Source organism: Mesorhizobium sp. WSM3860, from assembly GCF_002294995.1.
Classification (GTDB): Bacteria; Pseudomonadota; Alphaproteobacteria; order Rhizobiales; family Rhizobiaceae; genus Mesorhizobium.
In genome coordinates this window covers 12,046-24,166 of sequence record NZ_NSGF01000032.1, presented here as the reverse complement: position 1 = coordinate 24,166, position 12,121 = coordinate 12,046, and the positions used below count along the sequence as shown (strand labels likewise).

General features: G+C 64.3%; 8 protein-coding genes and 1 tRNA gene. 5 read left to right on the top strand and 4 right to left on the bottom strand.

Annotation, left to right across the window (positions count from 1 at the left end; translation table 11 throughout):
• Positions 1 to 122: 122 nt before the first annotated feature.
• Positions 123 to 1,799 carry a winged helix-turn-helix domain-containing protein gene (locus CK220_RS29415; RefSeq protein ID WP_095814877.1) on the bottom strand — a complete coding sequence of 559 codons (1,677 nt, stop codon included), beginning with the start codon at positions 1,797 to 1,799 and terminating at the stop codon, positions 123 to 125.
• Between the two features lie 390 nt (positions 1,800 to 2,189).
• On the opposite strand from CK220_RS29415, the gene CK220_RS29410 reads away from it, so the two are divergent.
• Together CK220_RS29410 and CK220_RS29405 are read left to right on the top strand one after the other, a co-directional pair.
• Complete coding sequence (locus CK220_RS29410) at positions 2,190 to 4,766, top strand: autotransporter outer membrane beta-barrel domain-containing protein (RefSeq protein ID WP_176479252.1); 2,577 nt, start codon at positions 2,190 to 2,192, stop codon at positions 4,764 to 4,766.
• Positions 4,767 to 4,905: 139 nt separating this feature from the next.
• Positions 4,906 to 5,160, top strand: coding sequence for a hypothetical protein (locus CK220_RS29405; protein WP_095814875.1), 255 nt, complete (start codon positions 4,906 to 4,908; stop codon positions 5,158 to 5,160).
• A gap of 240 nt (positions 5,161 to 5,400) precedes the next feature.
• Here the strand turns inward: CK220_RS29405 and CK220_RS29400 are convergent.
• Both CK220_RS29400 and CK220_RS29395 read right to left on the bottom strand, forming a co-directional pair.
• Positions 5,401 to 5,474, bottom strand: a tRNA-Gln gene (locus CK220_RS29400).
• 143 nt (positions 5,475 to 5,617) lie between these two features.
• Positions 5,618 to 6,550, bottom strand: coding sequence for a YbhN family protein (locus CK220_RS29395; RefSeq protein ID WP_095814874.1), 933 nt, complete (start codon positions 6,548 to 6,550; stop codon positions 5,618 to 5,620).
• A gap of 250 nt (positions 6,551 to 6,800) precedes the next feature.
• Here CK220_RS29395 and CK220_RS29390 point away from each other — a divergent pair, with 250 nt between their 5' ends.
• Together CK220_RS29390 and CK220_RS29385 are read left to right on the top strand one after the other, a co-directional pair.
• Entirely contained in the window at positions 6,801 to 8,132 is a 1,332-nt protein-coding gene (locus CK220_RS29390) for a Ppx/GppA phosphatase family protein (RefSeq protein ID WP_095814873.1), read from the top strand.
• Complete coding sequence (locus tag CK220_RS29385) at positions 8,132 to 8,827, top strand: RlmE family RNA methyltransferase (protein WP_095814872.1); 696 nt, start codon at positions 8,132 to 8,134, stop codon at positions 8,825 to 8,827. The genes CK220_RS29390 and CK220_RS29385 overlap by 1 nt, the downstream gene beginning before the upstream one ends.
• Before the next feature lie 44 nt (positions 8,828 to 8,871).
• Here CK220_RS29385 and CK220_RS29380 read toward each other — a convergent pair whose 3' ends face one another.
• Positions 8,872 to 10,293 carry an MFS transporter gene (locus tag CK220_RS29380; RefSeq protein WP_095814871.1) on the bottom strand — a complete coding sequence of 474 codons (1,422 nt, stop codon included), beginning with the start codon at positions 10,291 to 10,293 and terminating at the stop codon, positions 8,872 to 8,874.
• Between the two features lie 297 nt (positions 10,294 to 10,590).
• On the opposite strand from CK220_RS29380, the gene guaB reads away from it, so the two are divergent.
• Positions 10,591 to 12,093: an IMP dehydrogenase gene (gene guaB / locus CK220_RS29375; RefSeq protein WP_095814870.1), complete on the top strand. Its 1,503-nt coding sequence runs from the start codon at positions 10,591 to 10,593 to the stop codon at positions 12,091 to 12,093.
• The last annotated feature ends 28 nt before the right edge of the window (positions 12,094 to 12,121 follow it).

Genomic DNA, 12,121 nt, shown 5'->3' with positions numbered 1-12,121 from the left:
AGCCGAATTGAGGGCACTGGTGAAGGAGGTCGGGATGCATGAACCTGCCGTTGAGCAAGCTTGAGGCATTCGCTGAATCCCCGGAGGCGGGCGGAGCCAGTGGCCTGTTTCGTCGCCTCTGTTTAGCGGGTCGGCAATCCGGTTTCGATCAAAATTGCCAGCAGCTTATCGGACGCCGCCATGAAGGCAGTGCTGGCATGCTTGGCCGGCAGCAAGACGTTGAGGGCGTTCGAACCCGGCCTCAGTGCCAGTCCCTTCGCCATCTCCGCCTTTGCCTCATCAGATCGGCCGAGCTTGTAGTATACCGCGGCCAGCAGCATCTGCGTGCGCCCCGTGCCCGGCGTGATCGCAAGCGACCGTTCGATCCATGGCAACGCCTCTTCGTAGCGCTCCGTCAAGGTGTAGACGAGGCCTACTCCGAGCGGCCATGTCCATCGGGAGACCTGCGGCGTGCCGTATTCGTCGGCCTGCTTGAAGGTCGACAGCGCATCATCGAAGCGCCCCTGCAGCATTTGGGTCAGTCCGAGATTGTACAATGCCGTTCCGTGCCAGGGATCAAAGCTCAACGCTCTGGCGCAGGCGACGAGGCTTTCGGAGAGGCTGTTGGTCGCCGTCAGAAAGCGGCAATAGGCTTCGAGCACGGGCACATAGTCGGCCTTCGTGCGCAGGGCGTGTTCGAGCATCGCACGGGCGCGGTTTTCCGTTGCTGCGACATCCGCCGGATCGTACCACACCAACTGAATGCCGCGCATGAGGTGGCTCGCAAGTGCGACTTCGAGGTCGATATTGTCGGCGTCCGTCGCCAGCGCCTTCTCCAGCATCGCCTGCGCGGCGCTGAAGCGCTCGCGCGAGGTCTGGTTGATCACGGCGCTGGCCTGCTCGATCGTCACCCTGGCGCGGTCCGCGGCAAGTTCAGCGTCGCGGCCTGTTGGCGCGGCGCCACTGGCCAGGGCGTTGATGCGAAGCGCGATGGGGTGGCCGATCCCGGCAGTGAGCCGTTCCTGCTCGAGTGCGGGATCTGTCTCGTTTGCGACCATGGCCGACCCTGCCCAGCGTACTTCGCCCGTGGCAGCCGCGACCATGCGCGCGCGCACTTCCCATCCGCCGGCATTCTTCTGGAGTTCGCCATTCACCACCAAATCCGAGGGGACGGCTGATGCCACCTGCGGTGCGGCGGCCGGGGGTGCCACCAAACGAATTCCGTCGATCTTGGCGAGCCCGTTGGTGAGGCGGTTGGTCACTTCCGCCGCCATCGCGACCGATTCGGCATCGCCGCCAGGGGCCGCGATCGCCATCACCGAGACGACCGGCGGCTTTGCCGCGAAGATAGACTGGGGCGTGAGGAACGGTGCGGCGGCGACAAGCCCCATAAGTGTGGCCAGGGCGGTGACGATGACCATCGCCGGGCCGCGCACGGCAAAGCGCGACCTGATCTTGGGAACTGCAGCCACTGCTTCCGGCGCAATGACCGTCGGCGTCCCGAGCTCGCTGACCGGAGCGCGCGAGACCGCGACATCGAAGAGATAGCCGCGCCCCGAGATCAGGCGGAGCAGCTCGTGTTTCTCGTCGCCAAGCGCTGCACGGATCTCGCGGATACATTGAAACAGGCTGTCGTCGCTGACATGGACGTTGGGCCAAACCGCCTCGATCAGATCCTGCTTGGATAGTACCCGCCCGGCGCTGGTGACAAGCAGCAGCAGTATATCGAAGGATTTCGGGCGAAGTCTGATTGTTTCGCCATTGCCTGCGCGCAACTCGGCGCGCTGCGGATCGAGTTCAAAATCGACAAAGTGAAACACGTCCCGGCCATTCTCATATGCTGTGGGGAAATCGCACACCGATAGCAGCGTGGCTACGTCGTGTCATGCGGGTACGGCATCTCCCTGCAAGAGGGCTAGCGAAGGGTTGTGGTAATTCTGCACCAGAGACCGCCAAAGCGGCAGGTTTCAGCAAAATTTCAGGAATGCTCAAGCGCGACATCAGGACTTCGGTTTCACCGCATGGGACCGCAAAGACGGGAGGAGGGCAGCATTGCGCCAATGCGGGCGCCTTCCAGGGTGCGAGGCGAACGGCAATTGACGCCGCTGGCCCAACAGTGAAGCGGGACGATGATCAGTTTGAATTCGATGTTGGCTGGGCTTGGCCGCGCGGCATTGCTCGCAGCGGCACTCCTTGGGGTCGCTCCGGCGGTGGCCCAGACGGTGATCCCCAGCGGCAGCACCGTCAACGTTCCGGGCACATATCAGTACTACTGGAACGGCGTTGCAGTCGACGGTACCCTGTCGATCTCGAATGGCGGCTGGGTCCATTCAGGGTACTATAGCTATGTCGGGACAGAACCCGGCACCGGCACCTTGTCCGTGGACGGCGCCGGTTCGACCTACTACCAGTACGATGCGGATCTCAACGTCGCGACCGCCGAGGGGGCGAACGCGATCATCTCCGTGACCAATGGCGGACAGGTCTACCTCTACTCGAATTTCAACAGCGGACTGGCGGACGGCGCTACCACGACCATCACCGTGGACGGGGCGAACTCCCTTTTCGCGACCGGCTTCCAGGTCGGCCTGTCGAGCGCGGCCGGGTCGGTGACGGCGATGACCATCTCGAACGGCGGCACGTTCTGGGCGCGTGCTTACCAGTGCTGCGATCCCAATGGCAGCGGCGTGATCTTCATCGGCGTCAACGGCACCGCCACCGTGAACGTGACCGGCGCGAATTCGCTGCTCAAGGCCGACGGCGCCATCTCGATCGGCAGCGTCTATCCCTACCCTTATGGCTCGACCGGGACAGGGGTTCTCACGCTCTCCAACGGTGGCACGGTGATGGCCGGCGGCGGATATGGCGGCATCTACGTCGCGACCAATGCCGGGTCGACCGGAACGATCAACATCGGATCGGCGGCGGGAAGCGCGGCCGAGGCACCCGGATATGTGCAGGCTTCCTTCATCCAGTTCGGTGAAGGCGCCGGCAGCATCGTGCTCAATCACACATCGAGCGACTACGAGTTTTCGACAGTCATCGATGGTGGGGGCTCGCTTACCACCTTGAGCGGCACCACCATACTGACCGCAGCCAACGGCTACACCGGCGCGACGCGCGTCAATGGCGGCGTGCTCGACGTGGAAGGCTCGATTGCTTCGAGCGCGACCACGATCAATTCGGGCGGCACATTGACCGGCCTCGGTGTCGTCGGCGACGTGACCGTCGCAAGCGGTGGCATACTGGCGCCGTCGCTGCCCAGCGGGAAAAGCGCCGGCCTGACGGTCGACGGCGATCTTACCTTCCAGACCGGCGCGATTTACCAGGCCTCACTCACGCACTCGACGGCAAGTATTGCCACGGTGTTGGGCACCGCCACACTGGCCGGCACCGTGCTCGCGAACTTTACGCCGGACAGCTACACGTCCAAGACCACTTACGACATATTGAGTGCGTCGAGTCTGGACGGAGCCTTTAGCGGCGTCAGCAGCACGAATCCGAACTTCTCGGGCACGTTGAGCTACAGTGATACGGACGTATTCCTGACGACCAAAGCCACGCTGGGCGGCGGCAATGATCTCTCCGCCAATCAACAGAAGATCGCCGACATCATCAACGATGCCTTCAACAATGGCGGCACGCTGTCATCAGGCATGGCATCGCTGTTCGGCCTCACCGGAAGCGACCTCACAGGAGCGCTGTCGCAAGCCTCCGGCGAAAGCGCGACCGGTGTGCAGCAGACCACCTTCTACGCCATGGATCAGTTTCTCGGCGTGATGACGGATCCGTCCGTTGCCGGCCGTGGCGATTCGGCTGGCGTCGGGGCAGGTCCGACGGCTTTCGCGGACGAACCAATGCCCTACGCGTCGACCGAGGGCGGCGAGCGCGACCCCTACGACGCGATGACCGCTAAAGCGCCGGCCGCGCCAGGCTTCGTTCCGCGCTCGAATGCGTGGGCGTCTGTTTTTGGCGGCGCGCAGACCACCAGCAGCAATGCCGCTGCGGAACCGAACGGCCTCCGCAGCGGCCTTTACGGTACCGTGGTCGGCGCCGACTATCGCTTCTCGCCGGACTCCGTCGCGGGCTTTGCGCTCGCCGGCGGCGGCACCAGCTTCAGCGTCGACGGGATTGGCAACGGTCGCTCGGACCTGTTCCAGGCCGGCGCCTATGTCCGCCACACCAACGGCCCGAGCTACATCTCGGCCGCGCTGGCGTATGGATGGCAGGACGTCACCACCGATCGTACCGTGACGTCCGCCGATCGACTGCACGCCGAGTTCAACGTCAATGCCTGGAGCGGCCGCATCGAGGGCGGCTATCGGTTCGTCGCACCGTTGAGCGGCGGCATCGGCGTGACGCCCTATGCGGCGGGCCAGTTCACGACATTCGGCCTGCCAGCCTATGCGGAGGAATCGGACGTCTCGGGCGGCGGAGCTTTCGCGCTGAATTATGCGGCCAAGACCGTTGCAGACACGCGCAGCGAGCTCGGCCTGCGTATGGACAAATCCTTTGCGATGGCAGACGGCATCCTCACGCTGCGCGGCCGTCTCGCCTTGGCGCACGACTTCAATCCGGATCGTTCGGTCGCCGCAACGTTCCAGGCGCTGCCAGGCACGAGCTTCGTGGTCAACGGCACGGCGCAGGCCGCGGACTCGGCACTGGTGACTGCCACGGCCGAGAAGAAGTGGCTGAACGGATGGACGGCGGCGGCAACATTTGAGGGCGAGGTCTCTACCGTCATGCACTCTTACGCGGGCAAAGGTGCAGTGCGATACGCATGGTAGGGGATGACCAGGTTGCATCGCTCGCACGTGTGCGTGAACGTTTTGAGGCCATGACGACGAATGTGAGGAGGAGAACGAGCACGGTGGCGATATCCTTGACGAGTGCATGACTAACTGTGGCGCTATCGGAAGGTTTCGCATGACTGGGTACAACGTCACGCGCCGTCGGGCGCGCACGGCTCTATCCAGCCTCGTCGCCGCCGCCTCGACGAGCGTCATCGGCCAGACCGCTTCCGGGGTGGAAGTGTTAGACGCTTACGAGCGGGTGAGGCGTACGGCGGACGACTTAGCTGCCTCGATGCAGGCCGTGCACGGCGGTTCCTGGTCGATCGTGATAGACCACAAGGCTCTCGTTGCCGCAGTCAGCCCGCACTTCGGCAGCCGGCGAAGCTGAAAAAAATCCCTCTCGGTGGGCGAACGTGAGGGGGCGGCTATGTTCGCCCCTCTTTTTAGGGAACAGAAGGCGCACAAAAGGCCCGGCTCGTGTTGCATCCGTGTTGCATGGACTGGACCGGACGATTGGAAAATCCTTGGAAAGCATGGGGTTGCGAAGGACTGACCGAAAAAGCCCGTGCAACACCATTGAGTTACCTGACGCGCTGCTTAAAAGCTTGAATTTACTCCTGAATTTGAGTGGCTGGGGAACCTGGATTCGAACCAGGACTAACGGAGTCAGAGTCCGTGGGTCTACCGTTAACCTATTCCCCAGCAGGCGCGGTCGGTATCGCGCGAAGCGGGCGGCTCAAACGCCGCGAGCGCTGCCTTGTAGCCGCCGCCGGAAAATAGTCAACCCCGCGCCGCAGTTCAACCGCAGCCTTTTTCTCATTTGATCGCGGACCGCATGGGGACGCTCAGCCTTCGCCGCGGCTGTATTGCGAATGCTCGAAGAACAGCACCACGCCGAGCCCGATCAGCAGCGGGATGATCAGGTAGAACAGGCGGAAGACGAGGAGCGCCGCCAGCACGCCCACCGGGTCCATGTGCGACAGACCGGCCAGGAAGACGATCTCGAAAACGCCTAGGGCGCCCGGCGCATGCGACAGCAACCCGACCGAAAAGGATACCATGAAGACGCCGAGCACGACGAAATAGCCGGGATTGCCGGCGGCCGGCAGGGCGAAGTAGATGATGGCCGCCGCCGCCAGCAGTTCGACCGGGCCGATCAGCAATTGCCGCGCCACGATCGGCAGTGCCGGGTAATGCAGCTGGAAGCCGCCGACCTTGAGCGGCCTCAGATGCAGCCAGCTGCAGAACACATAGACCGCAACCAGGATCAGCATGGCAAGGCCGGCGGCTGTTGCCAGCTCGTGGTGCGGGGTGGTGGTGAAACGGTCGACGATCTGCGGCTCCAGAACCAGCACGAGCCCCCCGACAAGCAGGCTGGAGAGCACGAAGGTGATCCAGCAGATGGCCACCAGAACGCCGACATCCTGGCCGGTCAGCCCCCTGGTGCCATAGGCGCGGTAGCGGATCACGGCGCCCGACAGCACCGAGCCGCCGATATTGTGCGACAGCGCATAGGTGGTGAACGAGCAAAGCGTCACGAACAGCCACGAAACTTTCTTGCCGATATGGAGCAGCGCAATGTGGTCGTAGCCGGCGAGGGAGGCATAGGCGACGACCGAGCTCAGCGCCGCCAGCACCCAAGCCTGCGGCGGGATTGCGACGATACCGGCCCAGACATCGTCGAGCGAGATGCCGCGCAGCTCATGGATGAGCAGCCAGAGCGAGAACACCACGGCGGCTATGCCGATGACCGGCCAGAAATAGCGCGTCCAGTTCATGGCGTCGTCGTCATGCGATTAAGCTCTTTGATATGATGTCGCCCAAACCCGTTCCGAGCCTCATTGACACATGCCTGATTGAAGCCGGCTATTCAACCGGCATGAGATTGCCCCTGCCTGACGGCGCCAAAAATACCGCCTTGCGCTCTTGGTGATTGCGAAGCGCGCTGCTAGTCTGTTCTCAACTTGAAACAAATCGAGGTGCCTGCTGCGTCCTTTTCTGGTTCGCGCGGCGCCGAAAGGAATTGAAGTGGAAGACCACGATACCGGCGCGGGCGCGTCGGCAGTGGGCGTGTCCGGGGCATCGCCGGTGGTACCGGCGGGCCTGTCCACCGGGCGGTTCAGCCGCAAAGCGGGCGCGCACGCAAGACATGCCGACAATCAAGGCGAGAACCAGAAAGGCAAAACCCGCAAGCGCCGCAAGCGCAGGCGCGGCCGCAAGGTTTTCGCACGCGACGGGAACGGCGCCATATCGTCGCCGGCAGCCGTCGCCGCTCCCGCCAGCCTTGCCCCCGAACCCGCGCCGATCGTCCCTCAGCCGCGGCCGTCGCTTCCAAATGCAGCGCGCCCGCCGCATCAGGAACTGCCGGTATTCGCAGCGCTCGATCTCGGCACCAACAATTGCCGGCTGCTGGTCGCGGTGCCCGCCCGTCACGGCCAGTTCCGCGTCATCGATGCCTTCTCGCGCATTGTCAGGCTGGGCGAGGGGCTTTCGGCCAGCGGCCGGCTCGGTCAGGCGGCCATGGATCGCGCCGTCGAGGCGCTGAAAATCTGCGGCGACAAGCTGCGCAACCGCAAGATCAGGAAGGCGAGGCTGATTGCCACCGAGGCCTGCCGCTCGGCTGAAAACGGCGTCGACTTCCTCGAACGGGTCGAGCGCGAGGCCGGTCTGAAGCTTGAGATCATCGATCGCCAGACCGAGGCTCGGCTGGCCGTCTCCGGCTGCGGCTCGCTGGTCGAGCGCGAAACGCGCGGCGTGGTGCTGTTCGACATCGGCGGCGGCTCGTCCGAGATCGCGTTGATCGACCTCACGCGCGGCCAGCGCTCGCCTAGGCTTGCCAACCACATCGTCTCCTGGACGTCGCTGCCCGTGGGCGTGGTCTCGCTCGCCGAACGTTTCGGCGGCCGTACGGTGACGCGCGAGACCTTCGCCGCCATGGTCGATGATGTTGCAGTGCGGCTCAAGGCCTTCGACGGGCGCGACCGGCTGGCGCATGTGCTCGCCAGCCCCAACTTCCATCTGCTCGGCACCTCCGGCACGGTGACGACGCTGGCCGGCGTCCATCTCGACCTCGAGCGCTACGATCGCCGCCGCGTCGACGGGTTGTGGATGGACCGTCAGAGCGTCGACCGCATGGTGGAAAAACTGATCGGCTGGGACTTCCAGCAGCGTGTCGCCAATCCCTGCATCGGCGCCGACCGCGCCGACCTGGTGCTTGCCGGCTGCGCCATCCTGGAAGCGATCCGCGGCGTGTGGCCGTCCGAGCGGCTGCGCGTCGCCGACCGCGGCCTGCGCGAAGGCATATTGAGCGAACTGATGGCCGATGACGGCGTCTGGCGTCATGACGGGCGTGGCCGGTAATGAGCAGGAAGCCAGAGAAGCCGGGCTCGGCCGGCATGCGCGTGCTGAAGACCCGGATCAAGAAGAAGAGCGGCCTAAAGGAATCCTCGCGCCGCTGGCTCGAGCGGCACATGAACGACCCCTATGTGCAGCGCTCCAAGGCCGATGGTTACCGTTCGCGCGCCGCCTACAAGCTCACCGAGATCGACGACAAGCATCATCTTCTGAAGCCCGGCATCAAGGTGATCGACCTCGGCGCCGCGCCCGGCGGCTGGTGCCAGGTGGCGGCGGCGCGCACCAAATCGAGTTCGGAAAACCCGCATGTCGTCGGCATCGACTATCTCGAGATGGACGCCGTGCCGGGCGCCGTCATCCTGCAGTTGGATTTCCTCGATCCTGACGCGCCGCAAAAGCTGTCAGAGGCGCTCGGCGGTCAGCCCGATGTCGTGCTGTCGGACATGGCGGCGCCCACCACCGGGCACCGCCGTACAGATCATTTGCGCACCATGCATCTGTGCGAAGTGGCGGCCGATTTCGCCCTGCAGGTTTTGAAGCCCGGCGGGCATTTCCTCGCCAAGACCTTTCAGGGTGGGGCCGAGAACGAGCTGCTCTCGCGGCTCAAGCAGAATTTTCGCTCGGTTCATCACGTGAAGCCGCCGGCCTCGCGCGACGAGTCGGTGGAGCTTTATCTGCTGGCGAAAGAGTTCAAGGGGTAGCGCCTAACCTTATCCCCTTGACAAGGAGAGAAGGGCAGGGGCGCCTACTTCCCCGCCGTCCCCACCGCCTCCAGCGTCTTCGGCGTCGTCAATTTGCCATGTCCCGAGACGGCATTGCCGGCGTCTGGAGCCAGCCGCATGAAGGTCAGCGATGCCGCCGCCGAAACCGCCGCGACGATGAAGAAGGCGATGTGGAAATCGCGAAGCGTCAGCGGGCCGCCATGGATCGAGGTCGACACTTCTAGGATGCCGCCGGCCAGCGCCACGCCGAGCGCGATCGACAGCTGCTGGAAGACGGCAACGATCGGCGTCGCCTTGCTGGTGTCGGCGGTCGACACTTCGGCGTAGGACAGCGCGTTGACGCCGGTGAAGAACATCGAGCGGATGAAGCCGCCGACCAAAAGGATCGCGAGCATCAGCGCATAAGGCGTTTCGGGAGTGAAAAGGCCGTAGATGGCAATCGAGCCGGCGGCGATCAGCGACCCCCAGATCAGCACCCGCCGGAACCCGGCCAGCCTGAAGAGTAGCGCGGTGACGAACTTCATGCCGATGGCGCCGATCGCCGAGACGAAGGTAATCATACCGGACTGGAACGGCGTCAGCCCGAAGCCGATCTGGAACATCAGCGGCAGCAGAAACGGCACCGCGCCGATACCGATGCGGAACAGCGAGCCGCCGAGCACGGAGGAACGGAACACCTGGTTGCGGAAGAGTTCCAGCGCCAGCAGCGGGTTCCTGGCGCGCCGCGCATGCAGCAGATAAAGCACGCCCGAAACCAGGCCGACGGCAACGGTAATGAAGCCGGCGATCGGCGGCAAAGCGGGAAGGCTGACCACGGAGAGGCCGAAGACGATGCCGGACGCCGCGAGGCCGCTGAACACGAAGCCCGGGAAGTCGAGCGGGGGCGTTGCGGTGGCGTCGGTTTCCGGCAAATAGCGAGTAGCAAGCCAGATGCCGGCGATCCCGATCGGCACGTTGATCAAAAAGATCCAGTGCCAAGTGAAATAGGTGGTGATGAAGCCGCCGATCGGCGGGCCGACCAGCGGCCCGACTAACGCCGGCACCGTCAGCCATGACATCGCGGCGACCAGCTCGCTCTTCGGCGTCGCGCGCACCAGCACCAGGCGCCCGACCGGCGTCATCATGGCGCCGCCCATGCCTTGCAGGAAGCGCGACACCACGAAGGCCGGCAGCGAATTGGAGAAGGCGCAAGCGACCGAGCCGGCGATGAAGACGGCGATCGCGGCCCGAAACACGTTCTTGGCCCCGAACCGGTCTGCCATCCAGCCGCTGATCGGAATGAAGATCGCCAGCGACACCAGATAGGCCGTCAGCGCCAGCTTCAGCGCGATCGGGCTGGTATGGATGTCGATGGCGATCGCGGGCAGCGAGGTCGCGATCACGGTCGAATCCATGTTCTCCATGAAAAGTGCGACCGCCAGGATGAGCGGGATGATGCGGTTCAAGGGAACGCCCTGGTTTGACTTCGCGATGCCAGGCCTGGCTTAGGGGCGAGCCGGCACGCCGGGGCGGTACCACCAATTGGCCCGGCTGTCGCATTAATTTGCTGTCACTTTTGTGCGACCGCAATGGCTGGTGGTTTCAAAAGCCGTATGCTCAACACTTTGCGATGGAACGCAACGATCGGCTTTTCATCGCCCGCGGGACGTGTTACCAGCCAGCGCCAATCCTGAAAGGGAAGATGAGAGTCGGCGCTGGCCATTTCGGCCCAGCGCCTTTTCCGCATTCAAAAAGGACTGGCCATGGCAAAAATCATCGAGACGTCCACCGGCGCTCTGGCGCTGACCTTCGACGACGTGCTGTTGCAGCCGGGCCATTCCGAGGTTATGCCCGGCCAGACCGACATTCGCACCCGCATTGCCGGCGACATCGATCTCAACGTGCCGATCCTCTCGGCCGCCATGGACACGGTCACCGAAGCGAGGCTGGCCATCGCCATGGCGCAGGCCGGCGGCATCGGCGTCATCCACCGGAACTTCTCGCCGGCCGAGCAGGCCGAGCAGGTCAGGCAGGTGAAGAAGTTCGAATCCGGCATGGTGGTCAATCCCGTTACCATCGGCCCCGACGCCACGCTCGCCGACGCCCTGGCGCTGATGCGCGCCCATGGCATTTCCGGCATTCCGGTGGTCGAGAACGGCGGCACCGGCGGCCACACGGTCGGCCGGCTGGTCGGCATCCTCACCAACCGCGACGTGCGCTTCGCCTCCGATCCGTCGCAGAAGGTCTACGAATTGATGACCCGTGAGAACCTGATCACGGTGAAAGAGAATGTCGACCAGGACGAGGCCAAGCGCCTCCTGCACAAGCACCGGATCGAGAAGCTGGTGGTCGTCGACCGCAAGGGCAATTGCGTCGGCCTGATTACCGTCAAGGACATCGAGAAGTCACAGCTCAACCCGCACGCCACCAAGGACGCTCAGGGGCGGCTGCGCGCAGCCGCCGCCACCAGCGTCGGCGACGACGGCTTCGAGCGCGCCGAACGCCTGATCGATGCCGGCGTCGACCTTCTGGTCATCGACACCGCGCACGGCCATTCGCAGCGCGTGCTGGACGCGGTGACGCGGGCAAAGAAGCTCTCCAATTCGGTGCGCATCCTGGCCGGCAACGTCGCCACCGCCGAGGGCACGCAGGCGCTGATCGATGCCGGCGCCGACGCCGTCAAGGTCGGTATCGGCCCCGGCTCGATCTGCACCACCCGCATCGTCGCCGGCGTCGGCGTGCCGCAGCTCTCGGCGATCATGTCGGCGGTGGAGACGGCTGAGAAGTCGGGCGTGAGCGTGATCGCCGACGGCGGCATCAAATATTCGGGCGATCTCGCCAAGGCGCTCGCCGCCGGCGCGAGTGCCGCCATGATCGGATCGCTGCTTGCCGGCACCGACGAGAGCCCGGGCGAGGTCTATCTGCACCAGGGCCGCTCCTTCAAGGCTTATCGCGGCATGGGTTCGGTCGGCGCGATGGCGCGTGGTTCGGCCGATCGCTACTTCCAGGCCGAGGTGCGCGACACCTTGAAACTGGTTCCGGAGGGCATTGAAGGGCAGGTTCCCTACAAAGGACCTGTGGCTGGTGTGCTGCACCAGCTTGCAGGCGGCCTGAAAGCCGCTATGGGTTATGTCGGTGGGCGCGATCTTGCCGAGTTCCGCGAACGCGCCACCTTTGTGCGCATATCAAACGCCGGACTTCGTGAAAGCCACGCCCATGACGTCACGATCACCCGCGAAAGCCCGAACTATCCGGGCGGACTTTGATCGGGCGGACGAGCGGCCGGATCGATTG